The organism is Streptomyces sp. NPDC059009 (genome assembly GCF_042740175.1).
Classification (GTDB): Bacteria; Actinomycetota; Actinomycetes; order Streptomycetales; family Streptomycetaceae; genus Streptomyces.
Genome location: NZ_JBHYJB010000013.1, coordinates 42,811 through 58,026, shown reverse-complemented (window position 1 = coordinate 58,026; position 15,216 = coordinate 42,811). Strand labels below are relative to the sequence as shown.

The following is a 15,216-nucleotide window of genomic DNA, read 5'->3' as shown; positions in this document are numbered from 1 at the left end:
ATCGTAGACCATGACGGCGCGGAAGGCTCAGAAGTGAACGTCTCGGGTATGGAGCAGGCCGGACCGGCCTCGGTCGAGGCCCCTGCCGTCGTGCAGCCCGAAGTCGCGGGGCCGGTCGCCGCGGCGGGCGGGGCCCCCGCCCGCCGGGGCTCCCTCGGCCCCGTCGGCCTCGTCCTCGCGGGCTGCGTCTCCGTCCAGTTCGGCGGCGCCCTCGCGGTGAGCCTGATGCCGCGCGCCGGGGCCGTCGGCGTGGTCACGCTGCGGCTCGTGGCCGCGGCGGTCGTGCTGCTCGTGGTCTGCCGGCCGAAGCTGCGCGGGCACTCCCGCGCGGACTGGGGCACCGTCGTCGCCTTCGGCGTCGTCATGGGCGGGATGAACATGATCTTCTACCAGGCCGCCGCCCGCATCCCGCTCGGCGTCGCCGTCACCTTCGAGGTGCTCGGCCCGCTCGCCCTCTCCGTGATCGCCTCGCGCCGCGCCGTCAACGCCCTGTGGGCCGCGCTCGCGCTCGGCGGCGTCTTCCTGCTCGGCGGGGGCGGTGGCGGCTTCGGCGACCTCGACCCGGTGGGCGTCGCGTGCGCGCTCGGCGCGGGTGCGCTGTGGGCCGCGTACATCGTCTTCAGCGCCCGTACGGGACGGCGGTTCCCGCAGGCGGACGGGCTCGCGCTCGCCATGGCCGTCGCGGCTGTGCTCTCGCTGCCCCTGGGCATCGCCGAGGCGGGCTCGAAGCTGGCCGTGCCGTCCACCATCGGGCTCGGTGCGGCGGTCGCGGTGCTCTCCTCCGTCCTCCCGTACACCCTCGAACTCCTCGCGCTGCGGCGGCTGCCCGCCTCCACCTTCGCGATCATGATGAGTCTGGAACCGGCCATCGCGGCGCTCGCCGGGTTCCTGGTCCTCAGTCAGTCCCTCTCCCTCGTCGAGGCCCTGGCGATCGCGCTGGTCATCGCGGCGAGCATGGGGGCGGTGCGGACGCAGGTGGGGCGCGGGGCGCCCGAAGCGCTGTCCGAAAAATAATCCAAGCACGCTTGCTTGTTTCTATGAGCGCTGCCATGCTCCCCGGCATGCCGCCGTGCCCTGAGGGGAGCGCTCCGTGTCCGACGTCCTGCCCGTCTTCGGTGATCTGCGCGATGAGAGCGAGGAACTCGACCAGCTCGTAGGAGAGTTGGCGGAGGAGAAGTGGGCGCGTGCGACGCCCGCCGAGGGGTGGACGGTCGCCCACCAGATCGCCCATCTCGCCTGGACCGACCGAGCCGCCTGGTACGCCCTCACCGACGCCGACGCCTTCCACGGCGAGGTCGAGAAGGCGCTGGCCAACCCCGATTCCTTCGTCGACGACGGCGCCGAGACGTTCGTACGACGGGGGCCCGCCGCGCTCCTGGAGCAGTGGCGGACCGGGCGTGCGGCGCTGGGGCGGGCGCTGCACGAAGCGCCCGCCGGGACGCGCTTCCCGTGGTTCGGGCCGCCCATGTCCGCCGCGTCCATGGCGACCGGGCGGCTCATGGAGACCTGGGCGCACGGCCAGGACGTGGCGGACGCGCTCGGGGTCGAGCGCCGGGCCACCGACCGGCTCCGGCATGTGGCGCGGATCGCCGTACGGGCCCGGAACTTCGCCTTCGGGCTGCGGGGGCTGGAAGCTCCCGACGCCGACTTCCGCATCGAACTCACGGCTCCCTCGGGGGCGTTGTGGACCTTCGGGCCCGACGACGCGGCCCAGCGGGTGACCGGGCCCGCGCTCGACTTCTGCCTGCTCGCCACCCAGCGGGCGCACCGTGATGACCTGGCGGTACGGGCCGAAGGCCCCGACGCCGACCGGTGGCTGGACATCGCGCAGGCGTTCGCGGGCCCGCCCGGTGCGGGCAGGCCCCCGAAGGGTGCCGCACGATGAGCGGCTCCCCGGCCGGCCGGGCCCTCCGCATCGGCAACGCCTCCGGCTTCTACGGCGACCGCTTCGACGCCATGCGCGAGATGCTGACCGGCGGCCCCCTCGACGTCCTCACCGGTGACTACCTCGCCGAGCTCACCATGCTGATCCTCGGGCGGGACCGGCTGCGCGACCCCTCGCTCGGGTACGCCAAGACCTTTCTGCGGCAGCTGGAGGAGTGCCTCGGGCTCGCCCAGGAGCGCGGGGTGCGCATCGTCGCCAACGCGGGCGGCCTCCACCCCGGTGGACTGGCCGACGCCGTACGGGAGTTGGCGGGGCGGCTCGGACTCGGCGTGCGGGTCGCGCACGTCGAGGGCGGGGACCTCGGCGCCCGCTTCCCCGGCGCGCTCACCGCGCACGCCTACCTCGGGGGTGAGGGCATCGCCGCCTGTCTGCGGGCCGGGGCCGACGTCGTGGTGACCGGGCGCGTCACCGACGCCGCGCTCGTCACCGGGCCCGCGTCCTGGCACTTCGGCTGGGCGCCCGACGACCTCGACCGGCTCGCGGGCGCCGTCGTCGCCGGGCACATCCTGGAGTGCGGCACCCAGGCCACCGGCGGCAACTACGCCCACTTCACGGGCCACGACGTGCGGCGCCCCGGCTTCCCCCTCGCCGAGATCCAGGACGACGGCTCCTGCGTCGTCACCAAGCACGACAGCACCGGCGGCCTCGTCGACATCGGCACCGTCACCGCGCAGCTCCTCTACGAGACGCAGGGCGCACGGTATGCCGGGCCGGACGTCACCGCCCGCCTCGACACCGTGACCCTCACGCAGGAGGGGCCCGACCGCGTCCGCGTCTCCGGAGTGCGCGGCGAGGCCCCGCCCCCGACCCTCAAGGTCGGCCTCAACCGCATCGGCGGCCACCGCAACGAGGTCGTGTTCGTCCTCACCGGGCTCGACATCGACGCCAAGGCCGCGCTGGTGCGCGAGCAGATCGAGGACGCCCTCGACCGCGCCAAGTCCCGCCCGAGCGAAGTGCGTTGGGAGCTCGCACGGACCGACCGGGCCGACGCCCCCACGGAGGAGACCGCCAGCGCGCTGCTCCGCCTGGTCGTCCGCGACCCCGACCCCGACGTGGTGGGCCGCACCCTCAGCGGCGCCGCCATCGAGCTGGCCCTCGCCTCCTACCCGGGCTTCCATGTGACGGCGCCGCCGGGGAAGGGCGCGCCGTACGGGGTCTTCGAGGCCGCGTATGTGGAGCGGGAGGGCGTGGAGCAGGTGGCGGTGCTGCCGGACGGGGAGCGGGTCGTGGTCCCGGACGGGGCCCCCGTTCCCGTACGGGACGAGAGACCTGAACTCCCCGGGCTGCCGCGGCGGCTGGAGCCCGGACCCACCCGCCGCGCACCCCTCGGCCTCGTCGCGGGCGCGCGCAGCGGGGACAAGGGGGGCGACGCCAATGTCGGGGTGTGGGTGCGCACGGACGAGGCGTGGCGCTGGCTGGCCCACGAACTGACGGTACAGCGCTTCCGTGAACTCCTGCCGGAGGCTGCGGAGTTGCCCGTCGAACGCCATGTGCTGCCCAACCTCCGCGCCCTCAACTTCGTCGTGACGGGCCTGCTGGGCGAGGGCGTCGCGGCGCAGGCGCGGTTCGATCCGCAGGCGAAGGGGGTGGGGGAGTGGCTGCGCTCCCGCCACCTGGACATACCGGAGGTTCTGCTGTGACCGTGCTCGCGACCGCCCTCGACCCCGCCGACCCCGACCACACCGCCCACCGCGAGGCCATGCTCGCCAAGCTCGCCGAGCTGGCCGCCGAGCAGGACAAGGCGTTGGCGGGCGGGGGTGAGAAGTACGTCCAACGGCACCGCAAGCGGGGGAAGTTGCTCGCCCGGGAGCGGATCGAGCTGCTGCTCGACCCCGATACGCCGTTCCTGGAGCTGTCGCCGCTGGCCGCCTGGGGCAGCGACTACCCGGTGGGGGCCTCCATGGTCACCGGCATCGGGGTCGTCGAGGGCGTGGAGTGCCTGATCACCGCCAACGACCCGACGGTGCGCGGCGGGGCCAGCAACCCGTGGACGCTGAAGAAGGCGTTCCGCTCGCACGAGATCGGGCACGCCAACCGGCTGCCGTCCATCCACCTCGTGGAGTCCGGGGGCGCCGACCTGCCCTCACAGAAGGAGATCTTCATCCCGGGCGGGGCGCTCTTCAAGCACCTCACGCAGTCCTCGGCCGCCGGGATCCCGACCGTCGCCGTGGTCTTCGGGAACTCGACGGCCGGGGGCGCGTACGTCCCGGGGATGTGCGACCACGTCATCATGGTCAAGGAGCGCGCCAAGGTCTTCCTCGGCGGTCCGCCGCTGGTGAAGATGGCCACCGGCGAGGAGAGCGACGACGAGTCGCTGGGCGGCGCCGAGATGCACGCCCGTACGTCGGGCCTCGCCGACTATCTGGCGGTGGACGAGCAGGACGCGCTGCGCCAGGCCCGCCGCGTCGTCTCCCGCCTCAACTGGCGCAAGGCGTACGCCGATCCGGACCCGGCGGGCGTCGTCGAGCCGAAGTACGACGCCGACGAGCTCCTCGGCATCGTCCCCGGAGACCTGAAGATCCCCTTCGATCCGCGCGAGGTCGTCGCGCGCATCGTCGACGGCTCCGACTTCGACGAGTTCAAGCCGCTGTACGGGAGCTCACTCGTCACGGGCTGGGCCGAGCTGCACGGCTACCCCATCGGGATCCTCGCCAATGCCCAGGGTGTGCTGTTCAGCGAGGAGTCCCAGAAGGCCGCCCAGTTCATCCAGTTGGCGAACCAGCGGGACATTCCGCTGCTCTTCCTGCACAACACCACCGGCTACATGGTCGGCAAGGAGTACGAGCAGGGCGGCATCATCAAGCACGGCGCCATGATGATCAACGCGGTCTCGAACTCGCGGGTGCCGCATCTGTCCGTGCTCATGGGGGCCTCCTACGGGGCCGGGCACTACGGGATGTGCGGGCGGGCGTACGACCCGCGCTTCCTCTTCTCCTGGCCGAGCTCGAAGTCCGCCGTCATGGGGCCGCAGCAGCTCGCGGGCGTCCTGTCGATCGTCGCCCGTGCCTCGGCGGCCGCCAAGGGGCAGCCCTACGACGACGAGGCAGACGCGGGCCTTCGCGCCATGGTGGAGCAGCAGATCGAGGCCGAGTCCCTGCCGACGTTCCTGTCCGGGCGGCTCTACGACGACGGGGTCATCGACCCCCGCGACACCCGCACCGTCCTCGGCCTGTGCCTGTCCGTGATCCACACGGCCCCCTACGAGGGCGCGCGCGGCGGCTTCGGCGTCTTCAGGATGTAACCCCCCATGACCACCACTGTGCTGATGACCACCACCGTGCTGAGGAACTCCCCATGATTACTTCCCTGTTGGTGGCCAACCGGGGCGAGATCGCCTGCCGCGTCTTCCGCACCTGCCGTGAGCTCGGCATCGCCACCGTCGCCGTCCACTCCGATGCCGACGCCGACGCCCTGCACGTGCGGGAGGCGGATGCGGCGGTACGGCTGCCCGGTGCGGCGCCCTCGGACACGTATCTGCGCGGCGAGCTGATCGTGAAGGCCGCCCAGGCCGCGGGCGCCGACGCGGTCCACCCCGGCTACGGCTTCCTCTCCGAGAACGCCGACTTCGCCCGGTCCGTCATCGACGCGGGCCTGACCTGGGTCGGTCCGCCACCGGAGGCGATCGAGGCGATGGCGTCCAAGACGCGCGCCAAGGAGCTCATGGGTATCGCGCCCCTGGGCGAGGTGGGCGAGTCCGACCTGCCGGTGCTCGTGAAGGCGGCGTCGGGCGGCGGCGGGCGCGGCATGCGCGTCGTGCGTGAACTCAAGGCTCTGGACGAGGAGTTGGCGGCCGCGCGGGCCGAGGCCGCGAGCGCCTTCGGGGACGGGGAGGTCTTCGTCGAGCCGTACCTCGAGGGCGGCCGCCACGTCGAGGTGCAGATCATGGCCGACGCGCACGGGACGGTGTGGGCGCTCGGCACCCGGGACTGCTCGCTGCAACGGCGCCACCAGAAGGTGATCGAGGAGGCCCCGGCGCCGGGCCTTGGCCCCGGACTCGCCGCCGAGCTCGATGAGTTGGCGGTGCGGGCGGCCCGTGCCACCGGCTACCGGGGCGCGGGCACCGTGGAGTTCCTCGTCGCCGGCGGACGCGCGCACTTCCTGGAGATGAACACCCGGCTCCAGGTCGAACACCCCGTGACGGAAGCCGTGTTCGGGGTCGACCTGGTCGCGCTCCAGCTCCAGGTCGCCGAGGGCGAGCCGCTGCCCGCCGAGCGGCCCGAGCCGCGCGGGCACGCCGTGGAGGCCCGCCTGTACGCGGAGGACCCTGCCTCCGGATGGGCGCCGCAGACCGGCACGCTGCACCGCCTCGAGGTGCCGCAAGGGGTGCGCCTGGACACCGGTTACGCGTCCGGCGACACCATCGGCGTCCACTACGACGCGATGCTCGCCAAGGCCGTCGCGCACGCCCCGACCCGCGCGGAGGCCGTCCGCAGACTCGCGGGCGCCCTGGAGCGGACCGTGGTGCACGGCCCCGTCACCAACCGCGACCTGCTCGTACGGTCGCTGCGGCACCCCGAGTTCACGGCGGGCGGCACCGACACCGGCTTCTACGACCGCAACCTGCCCGAGCTGACGAGCCGCGAGACGGACCCGTACGCGCCGCTGGCCGCCGCCCTCGCCGACGCACATGGCCGCTCCCGCTTCGGCGGCTGGCGCAACCTGCCCTCGCAGGACCAGGTCAAGCGCTACCGCACCGAGCCCGACGGCACCGAGCACGAGGCCCGCTACCGGCACACCCGCGAGGGCCTGGCGGCCGACGGCGTCCGCGTGGTCAGCGCGAGCCGTGAGCTCGTCGTGCTCGAAGTGGCGGGCGTGCGGCGGAAGTTCGCGGTCTCCGCGTACGGCGACGGCGACCGGGTGTACGTCGGGGGCGCGTCCGGGGGCGTCACCCTCACCGCCCTGCCCCGCTTCACCGACCCCAGCGAGCAGACCGCCCCCGGCTCCCTGCTCGCCCCCATGCCCGGCACCGTCGTCCGCGTCGCCGAGGGACTCACCGAAGGCTCCCCGGTCACCGCCGGGCAGCCGCTGCTCTGGCTGGAGGCCATGAAGATGGAGCACCGCGTCACCGCTCCCGCCTCCGGCACGCTCACCGCCCTGCACGCCGCCCCCGGCCGCCAGGTCGAGGTCGGCGCCCTGCTCGCTGTCGTGGACGTCGCGGATGCCGACGTCGCCGACGCTGTCACGGAGGAGAAGCCCGCATGAGCACCGCCCTGAGCACCGTCCTCGAAACCGAAGAGCACCAGGCGCTGCGCGCCGCCGTCGCCGCCCTCGGCAAGCGCTACGGCCGCGACTACATGACCAAGGTCGTCCAGGCCGGGGCCCACCCCGACGAGCTGTGGGCGGAGGCGGCGAAGCTCGGCTATCTGGGCGTGAACCTGCCGGAGGAGTACGGCGGCGGGGGTGCGGGCATAGCCGAACTCGCCATTGTCCTGGAGGAGTTGGGGGCGGCGGGCAGCCCGCTGCTGATGATGGTCGTGTCGCCCGCGATCTGCGGGACGGTGATCTCCCGCTTCGGCACGGCGGAGCAGAAGCGGGAGTGGCTGCCGGGCCTGGCCGACGGCTCGCGCACGATGGCCTTCGGGATCACCGAGCCGGACGCCGGCTCCAACTCGCACCGCATCACCACCACGGCCCGCCGCGACGGCGCGGACTGGCTGCTGACCGGCCGCAAGGTCTTCGTGTCGGGCGTCGACATCGCGGACGCCACCCTGATCGTGGGCCGCACCGAGGACGCCCGCACCGGCAGCCTCAAGCCCTGCCTCTTCATCGTCCCGCGCGACGCGGAGGGCTTCCAGCGCAACCGGATCCCCATGGAACTCCAGGCCCCGGAGAAGCAGTTCGAGCTGGTCCTCGACGATGTGCGCCTCCCGGCCTCGGCGCTGGTCGGCGACGAGGACGCGGGCCTGCTCCAGCTCTTCGCGGGACTGAACCCCGAGCGCATCATGACGGCGGCGTTCTCGGTGGGCATGGGCCGGTACGCGCTGCAGCGCGCCGTCGAGTACGCGAAGGAGCGCACCGTCTGGAAGGCCCCCATCGGCGCCCACCAGGCGATCGCCCACCCCCTCGCCCAGGCCCACATCGACCTGGAGCTGGCCCGCCTGATGATGCACAAGGCGGCCCTCCTGTACGACGCCGGGGACGACATGGGCGCGGGCGAGGCGGCCAACATGGCGAAGCTCGCGGCGGCCGACGCCTGTGTGAAAGCCGTCGACCAGGCGGTGCACACACTCGGCGGCAACGGCCTGACGAAGGAGTTCGGCCTGGCCTCGCTGATCGTGGCGTCGCGGGTGGCGCGGATCGCGCCGGTGAGCCGCGAAATGATCCTCAACTATGTCTCGCACCAGTCCCTCGGCCTGCCGAAGTCGTACTGAAGTGGCGCAAGCCGACCGAAGGTGGCTGACCCCATGACCCTCACTGTCTCCTCGCCGCAGCGCGGCATCGTCACCGTCACGCTGGACGCCCCCGCCAACCGGAACGCCCTCTCCGCCGACCTGGTGGGCGCCCTGACCGAAGTGTTCGAGAGCCGGGCCAAGGACTCCGACACCCGCGCGGTGCTGCTCACCCACACCGGGTCGACGTTCTGTTCCGGCGCCGACCTGCGGGACCCGCCCGACCCGCGTGCCTTCGTGGCGCTGCTCCGGCAGATCGTGGCGCTGCCCAGGCCGGTGGTGGCGCGGGTGGCCGGCCACGTCAGGGCGGGCGGCCTCGGCCTGGTCGGGGCGTGCGACATCGCGGTGGCGGGGGCCGGGGCGTCGTTCGCGCTCACGGAGGTACGGATCGGAGTGGCGCCCGCGGTGATCTCGATGCCGCTGCTGCCCCGCGTATCGCCCCGCGCGCTGGACCGGTACGCCCTCACGGGGGAGCGGTTCGACGCGGTGGAGGCGGCGCGGATCGGCCTGATCACGGCGGCCTCCGAGGACGTCGACGTGGCCCTGGCACCCGTACTGGACGGCCTGCGCAGGTCCGCCCCACGGGCCCTGGCCGAGACGAAGAAGCTGGTCACGGCTAAGGTTCTGGACGCATTCGACCACCACACGGACGACCTCATCGCCCTCTCCGCCCGGCTCTTCGGCTCGGCGGAGGCCCAGGAGGGCATGACGGCGTTCCTCGAACGACGGGAGCCTCCATGGGTGCTGTGACCGCCGCGGACCGGGGCGCCGACCGGGGCCCGAAGCAGGACCGCAGCCGGGCCACGCGCCAGCGCCTGCTGGAGGCCGCGGTGGCGTGCCTGGCCGAGCACGGCTGGGCGGGGTCGACGGTGACCGTGGTGGCGGAGCGGGCGGGCGTCTCGCGGGGCGCCGCCCAGCACCACTTCCCCACGCGGGAGGACCTGTTCACGGCGGCGGTCGAATACGTCGCCGAACAGCGGTCGGGTGCGCTGCGGGCGCTTGTGGCCCAGGACCGGGCCGCGGTGGTCGCGGGCCTGGTCGACCTGTTCACGGGCCCCCTGTTCCGGGCGGCCCTCCACCTGTGGGTGGCGGCGTCGAACGAACAGCAACTCAGTGACCGCGTACGGGAGTTGGAGACCCGGGTGGGCCGTGAGACGCACCGCATGGCGGTGGAGCTCCTCGGCGCGGACGAGTCGGTCCCCGGGGTCCGGGAGACCATCCAGGGCTTCCTGGACATGGCGCGGGGCCTCGGCCTCGCGAACCTCCTCACCGACGACGGGGCGCGGCGGGAGCGGGTGGTGGCGCAGTGGACGTCGATCCTCGACGGCGTTCTTGGCCGAAACCACCGTAATCCGTAGCGTTTACCGCGAAGGTTTACCCCGGCTCAACTCCTGGGTGGACGAAGTGACTTTCCCCCGCTGGCACTTTCTGAGGGCGCCGCGAAGGGCGGCGGCTTCAGCGGAGATCCGCGAAGACCCAGGGGGAAACACATGGCAGTCACGAAGGGCCGCGTCGCCGTCGCGGCCGCAGGTGCGTTGCTGATGCTCGGCACGGGCGTGGCCTCGGCCCAGGCGGGTCCGGCGGCCCCGGCCTCGGCACGCTTCGCCGCACAGGCCGAGTCCGCGCACCTGACCAGTGCGCAGACCACGGCGCTGCAGGCGAAGGTGGACGGCTATCTGGCGAAGACGGGCGGGACCCAGGTCGCGCTCAACAAGATCGACCTCGGCGGCAAGGGGGAGATCCTCGTCGCCCTGAAGGGCGAGGCCCACCCGCGCGACTTCGCCTCGGGCAAGGGGACGCGCGTCGCCGTCAGCCCCTGCCTGCGTGCGGGGGTGTCCCACTACTTCTGTGCGTACCGCGGTGACAGCTACACCGGGGACGAGATCTTGATGTACACGTGCGGGACCAGGTATTACGTGTCCACCTGGGGCCGGGGCGGTTCGTGGATCAACGACCAGACCCGCAACCAGGAGAGCCGCCGGGCCCGGATGTACAACCCCAGCGGCACCATGATCTACAAGACGCCGCGTGCGTTCAGCTACGACGCCCACGGCGACTGGAACCCCGTCCGCTACGTGATCCCCTGCGGCTAGCGGGCGCCTCCACACAGCGGCGCCCCCGGTCCTTCGCGGACCGGGGGCGCCGTGCCATGCCCGCGCGTGTCAGCGGCCCGCGATGTCCGCGAACCCCTCGATGTCCTGCGGGTTCCGGGAGCCGGGCCCCACATACCGCGCCGAGGGCCGCACCAGCCGCCCCGTCCGCTTCTGCTCAAGGATGTGCGCCGACCAGCCCGCGGTCCTGGCGCACGTGAACATCGACGTGAACATGTGCGCCGGCACCTCCGCGAAGTCGAGGACGATCGCCGCCCAGAACTCCACGTTGGTGGCGAGCACCCGGTCGGGACGGCGTGCGTGCAGCTCGTCGAGGGCGGCCTTCTCCAGCGCCTCCGCCACCTCGAAGCGCGGCGCGCCCAGCTCCCGCGCCGTCCGCCGCAGCACCCGCGCCCGCGGGTCCTCCGCCCGGTACACCCGGTGCCCGAAGCCCATGAGCCGCTCGCCCTTGTCCAGGGCGCGCTTCACGTACGCCACCGCGTCCCCGGAGCGCTCGATCTCCTCGATCATGCCGAGGACCCGGGACGGGGCGCCGCCGTGCAGCGGGCCGGACATCGCGCCCACCGCCCCGCTGAGCGCCGCCGCCACGTCCGCCCCCGTGGAGGCGATGACGCGCGCCGTGAACGTCGAGGCGTTCATGCCGTGTTCGGCGGCCGACGTCCAGTACGCGTCGACGGCCTGGACGTGTTTGGGGTCGGGCTCCCCGCGCCACCGCTTCATGAACCGTTCGACGACGGTCTCGGCCTTGTCGATCTCGCGCTGCGGCACCATCGGCAGCCCCTGACCGCGCGCCGACTGGGCGACGTACGACAGCGCCATGACGGCGGCCCGGGCGAGGTCGTCGCGGGCCTGCGCCTCGTCGATGTCCAAAAGCGGGCGCAGGCCCCACACGGGGGCGAGCATGGCCAGGGCCGACTGGACGTCGACGCGGATGTCGCCGGAGTGGACCGGGATCGGGAACGGCTCGGCGGGCGGCAGCCCGGGGTTGAAGGCGCCGTCGACGAGCAGGCCCCAGACGTTCCCGAAGGAGACGTGGCCCACCAGGTCCTCGATGTCGACGCCGCGATAGCGGAGCGCACCGCCTTCCTTATCCGGTTCGGCGATCTCCGTCTCGAACGCGATGACTCCCTCAAGTCCGGGTACGAAGTCGGACATCAGGCGGCTCCTCATGATGTGTGCGACGGGGGGCGGCTGTGGCAGCTGTGACCCTTGAGCTTTGACCATGTGTCAGCAGGGGGTGCTTCACGGGCGGTTACGCGGTCTCGTCACTCTCGACTCGGGCGACTCGCGGTCCGTTCGCTCACCCCGGTGATGCCCCGCGCGGCTGGTGGTCACCCAACCGGAGCGGAAGCAGGACGATATCTGCTGGCGCCTGCGTTGGCGATGGTTCGCGGCACTCAGTGCCACATGTCACCTCTCCGAGGTGTTTCAGACCCCGCCGACTGCCCGTGCGCATGCGGCAAGATGACGGCGTGACCGATCGCGCACCCGACTTCACCGTGCCCGCTGCCGACGTCGCCGCCATGCGCGAGCAGTACGCCGCCGAGGGCCTCGCCGAGGACGATCTTCCCGGCGACCCGATGACGCAGTTCACGCGCTGGTTCGAGGAGGCCGCGGCCGAGGCCGCGGGCCCGTCCGGGGCGCTGCGCGAGCCCAACGCGATGGTCGTCTCCACCGCCGACGCCGAGGGCCGCCCGAGCTCGCGCACGGTGCTCCTGAAGGGGTACGACCGCGACGGCGCCGGCGGCTTCGTCTTCTACACCAACTACGAGTCCCGCAAGGCCCGCGAGCTCGCCGCGAACCCGTACATCGCACTGCTCTTCCCATGGCACCCGATGCAGCGCCAGGTCATCGTGACGGGCACGGCGGCCCGCATCGGCCGCGACGAGACGGTCCGCTACTTCCGCAGCCGCCCGCACGGCTCCCAGCTCGGCGCCTGGGCCAGCGCCCAGTCGACGGTCATCGCCTCCCGCGCCGAACTCGACGCCTCCTACGCCGAGTTGGCGTCCCGCTACCCCGAGGGCGAACAGGTCCCGGCGCCCCCGCACTGGGGCGGCTTCCGGGTGGTGCCGGAGACGGTGGAGTTCTGGCAGGGCAGGAGCAACCGGCTGCATGACCGGTTGCGGTACGTGCGGGAGGAGGGGGCGGGGCGGGGCTGGCGAGTGGAGCGCCTGAGTCCATGAGGCCGGGGGAACTGTTCAGCCCGTCCGGCGTTTGAGGATGAGCGCGGAGCGCGACAAGGGGGTCCGGGGCGAAGCCCCCGGGGCGGCGCCCCACCCAAGAGCTCTCACCCGGTGAGGACCCCGTCCAGGAACGGCTCGATCGCCGCGCGCCAGCCCTCCGGCTGGTCGTAGTGGACGAGGTGGCCCGCGTCCGCCACCTCCGCGTACTCGCCCCGGGGCAGCACCCGCACCATCTCCTGCGCCTCGGCCCGGCCCAGCTCGCCGTCCAGGCCGCGGACGACGAGGGCGGGGCAGCGGACCTGGACGAGGTCGTCCCAGTGGGCGTCGTAGACCCAGGTCTCGCGGGACTTGAGCATGTGGTCGGGGTCGAAGACGGGGCGCCAGCCGTCCGCGCCCTCGGCCATGACCTCGGCGTAGAACGCGCCGCGCGAGGGGTTGGGGCGCTCCACCCAGGGGTCGTCCTCGCCGAACCACTTGCGGACGTCCGCGAGCGTCGCGAACGGCACCGGCCAGGCTTTGAACCAGTCCTCCCACTCCCGCTGGGACGCGGCGCCGAGCGCCGACGCGCGCATGTCGCAGATGATCACGCCCTGGACGAGGTCGGGGCGGCGGGCGGCGAGCTGCCAGGCGGTGAGGGCGCCCATGGAGTGGCCGATGAGGACGGCGGGGGCGAGGCCGAGCTGGACGAGGGCGGCCTCCGCGTCGTCCACGTACGCCTCACGGGTGTACGGGCCCTCGGGGGGCTTCTCGCTCTGGCCGTGGCCCCGCTGGTCGAGGGCGACCGCGCGGTGCCGCTCGGAGAGCCAGCGGGCGGTGCCCGCCCAGTGCGAGGCGCGGCCCATCAGGCCGTGCAATAAGAGCACGCCGCCCGGCGGGCCCTCCGCCTCCCGGGTCTTGGGAGGGTCCGCGAACTCCCAGGCAGCCAGGCGTACTCCGCCTGTGCCGGTCACGTCGATGCGCCGCACCATGGGTCCTGGCACCCCCCTTGAATCCGCTCGGGTTGATTCCGCCCCGGCTCCCCGGCCGGACCGGTCACGCACCCCCGCACGCTATCGAACTCTCTTTCGAAACAGCCTTTCCCGGCGCCAACACCCCTCGTTCGTGTGACTCCGCTCAAGGATTGACCGGCGCGGCCGAGGGGAGATCTTCAACGGGAGGCGGGCCGATCGGGGAAAACGGTCCGAGGGGAATGACCCTGAGAGCTCGGGGCTCCGGGTCAGCAAAGGGGAGGACAGGCCCCGGCGCCGCAAGGCGCCGGGGCCCTCTGCTGCTCCGGCCCCCGGCACCCGCGTCGCGTTCTTGGCCCCCGGCGCCCGCGTAGCGTTCCCGGCCCTCGGCGCCCGCGTCCCGGCCCCGCGCACGCGCTCCCCAGGCGCATGCGGACGAGCCCCCGCGTATGCCGTGCGCGCCGCGTGTCCCGCACACCTCGCGCACTCCCCAGACGGGCGCATCTCCCGCCCCCCTCTCCGGCCCTGCGGCCAGACCCGGCGCCGACTCGGTCAAGAGCCCTCAGGTCATATGCCTCTCGCGACAGCCTCGCACGCAAAGCGTCCCGGCGCTGCGATTCCGCACACTGAATCTTGGCCGTTATGAAGCCGCCGGATCCGCACAACTTCCCCTGCCGTCACGGCAGTTGACCGCGGGCGGGACTCGGTGTGCGCAGCGCGCGCCGGGGCGCCGTCAGCGCTTGGCGACGAAGACGTGCGACGCCACGTCCGACGCGAGCTCGGCGGCCTCGCCGCTGCTGCCCACGAGGACGCCTCCCGGCGACTCCGTCACGCTCACCACGGCACCGGGCTGCACGCCCGCGCGCCGCAGCGTGTACATCAGCTGCGCGTCCGTCTGGATCGGCTCGCCGATGCGGCGCACCACGGCCGTCTTGCCCTCCGCGCCCGGGTCGAGATCGGCGAGGGACACCATGCCCTCGTCCAGGAACGGGTCCGCGCCGTCCTTCTCGCCCAGCTCCTCGAGGCCCGGGATCGGGTTGCCGTACGGCGACTCGGTGGGGTGGCGGAGCAGGTCGAGGACGCGGCGCTCGACCGCCTCGCTCATCACGTGCTCCCAGCGGCACGCCTCGGCGTGCACCTGCTCCCATTCGAGCCCGATCACATCGACCAGCAGGCACTCGGCGAGGCGGTGCTTGCGCATCACGCGGGTGGCGAGACGGCGGCCCTCCTCGGTGAGCTCCAGGTGACGGTCGCTGGCCACGGCCACCAGACCGTCGCGCTCCATGCGCGCGACCGTCTGGCTCACCGTGGGCCCGCTCTGGTCGAGCCGCTCGGCGATCCGGGCGCGCATGGGGACCACACCTTCCTCCTCGAGCTCGAGGATGGTGCGCAAATACATCTCAGTGGTGTCAATCAGCCCCGACATGGGTGCCCCTCAGAATTCGCTCGTGCGCTGGCCCTGCCCTCAATTCTGACGCATACCGCTGACAACCGGGTCGCGCCAGGGGCAAAAGCCGGTTCCGCCCTGGTGCGGGGGCCTCTGGCCGGGCCGTATTGACAGGGCACTGGTCCAGACCGCAACGTGATCCGCGGCACACACCGCGCCGCACACCGCGCCGCACATCGCGCCGCACACCGCCC

At 72.9% G+C, this 15,216-nt stretch carries 13 protein-coding genes; 10 read left to right on the top strand and 3 right to left on the bottom strand.

The window, feature by feature from the left end:
- Positions 1-48 precede the first annotated feature (48 nt).
- The 9 genes from ACFWYM_RS15400 (at position 49) to ACFWYM_RS15360 (ending at position 10,427) form a co-directional block, all read left to right on the top strand.
- Positions 49-1,014 carry a DMT family transporter gene (locus ACFWYM_RS15400; protein WP_384836243.1) on the top strand — a complete coding sequence of 322 codons (966 nt, stop codon included), beginning with the start codon at positions 49-51 and terminating at the stop codon, positions 1,012-1,014.
- Between the two features lie 76 nt (positions 1,015-1,090).
- Positions 1,091-1,885 carry a TIGR03084 family metal-binding protein gene (locus ACFWYM_RS15395; protein WP_384835870.1) on the top strand — a complete coding sequence of 265 codons (795 nt, stop codon included), beginning with the start codon at positions 1,091-1,093 and terminating at the stop codon, positions 1,883-1,885.
- Positions 1,882-3,585: an acyclic terpene utilization AtuA family protein gene (locus ACFWYM_RS15390; RefSeq protein WP_384835867.1), complete on the top strand. Its 1,704-nt coding sequence runs from the start codon at positions 1,882-1,884 to the stop codon at positions 3,583-3,585. Before ACFWYM_RS15395 ends, ACFWYM_RS15390 begins: the two co-directional genes overlap by 4 nt.
- Positions 3,582-5,186 carry an acyl-CoA carboxylase subunit beta gene (locus ACFWYM_RS15385; protein WP_384835864.1) on the top strand — a complete coding sequence of 535 codons (1,605 nt, stop codon included), beginning with the start codon at positions 3,582-3,584 and terminating at the stop codon, positions 5,184-5,186. Before ACFWYM_RS15390 ends, ACFWYM_RS15385 begins: the two co-directional genes overlap by 4 nt.
- Positions 5,187-5,239: 53 nt before the next feature.
- Positions 5,240-7,147 carry an acetyl/propionyl/methylcrotonyl-CoA carboxylase subunit alpha gene (locus ACFWYM_RS15380; RefSeq protein WP_384835861.1) on the top strand — a complete coding sequence of 636 codons (1,908 nt, stop codon included), beginning with the start codon at positions 5,240-5,242 and terminating at the stop codon, positions 7,145-7,147.
- Positions 7,144-8,316, top strand: a complete 1,173-nt coding sequence (locus ACFWYM_RS15375; protein WP_384835858.1) for an acyl-CoA dehydrogenase family protein — start codon at positions 7,144-7,146, stop codon at positions 8,314-8,316. The genes ACFWYM_RS15380 and ACFWYM_RS15375 overlap by 4 nt, the downstream gene beginning before the upstream one ends.
- Before the next feature lie 33 nt (positions 8,317-8,349).
- Positions 8,350-9,084: an enoyl-CoA hydratase family protein gene (locus tag ACFWYM_RS15370; RefSeq protein ID WP_384835855.1), complete on the top strand. Its 735-nt coding sequence runs from the start codon at positions 8,350-8,352 to the stop codon at positions 9,082-9,084.
- A complete protein-coding gene (locus tag ACFWYM_RS15365; RefSeq protein WP_384835852.1) occupies positions 9,072-9,692 on the top strand; it encodes a TetR/AcrR family transcriptional regulator in 621 nt (206 codons plus the stop codon). Before ACFWYM_RS15370 ends, ACFWYM_RS15365 begins: the two co-directional genes overlap by 13 nt.
- Positions 9,693-9,824: 132 nt before the next feature.
- Positions 9,825-10,427 carry a hypothetical protein gene (locus ACFWYM_RS15360; RefSeq protein ID WP_384835849.1) on the top strand — a complete coding sequence of 201 codons (603 nt, stop codon included), beginning with the start codon at positions 9,825-9,827 and terminating at the stop codon, positions 10,425-10,427.
- Between the two features lie 69 nt (positions 10,428-10,496).
- On the opposite strand, the gene ACFWYM_RS15355 is transcribed toward ACFWYM_RS15360, so the two are convergent.
- Positions 10,497-11,600, bottom strand: coding sequence for a citrate synthase 2 (locus ACFWYM_RS15355; RefSeq protein WP_384835847.1), 1,104 nt, complete (start codon positions 11,598-11,600; stop codon positions 10,497-10,499).
- A 299-nt stretch (positions 11,601-11,899) separates the two neighbouring features.
- On the opposite strand from ACFWYM_RS15355, the gene pdxH reads away from it, so the two are divergent.
- The gene (gene pdxH, locus ACFWYM_RS15350) at positions 11,900-12,628 is read left to right on the top strand and encodes a pyridoxamine 5'-phosphate oxidase (RefSeq protein WP_384835844.1); all 729 of its coding nucleotides are present in this window, start codon (positions 11,900-11,902) and stop codon (positions 12,626-12,628) included.
- A 104-nt stretch (positions 12,629-12,732) separates the two neighbouring features.
- On the opposite strand, the gene ACFWYM_RS15345 is transcribed toward pdxH, so the two are convergent.
- Complete coding sequence (locus ACFWYM_RS15345) at positions 12,733-13,596, bottom strand: alpha/beta fold hydrolase (protein ID WP_384835841.1); 864 nt, start codon at positions 13,594-13,596, stop codon at positions 12,733-12,735.
- A gap of 712 nt (positions 13,597-14,308) precedes the next feature.
- Positions 14,309-15,001 (bottom strand): metal-dependent transcriptional regulator, encoded by a 693-nt coding sequence (locus tag ACFWYM_RS15340; protein WP_384835838.1) that lies wholly within the window; start codon positions 14,999-15,001, stop codon positions 14,309-14,311.
- Between the last annotated feature and the right edge of the window lie 215 nt (positions 15,002-15,216).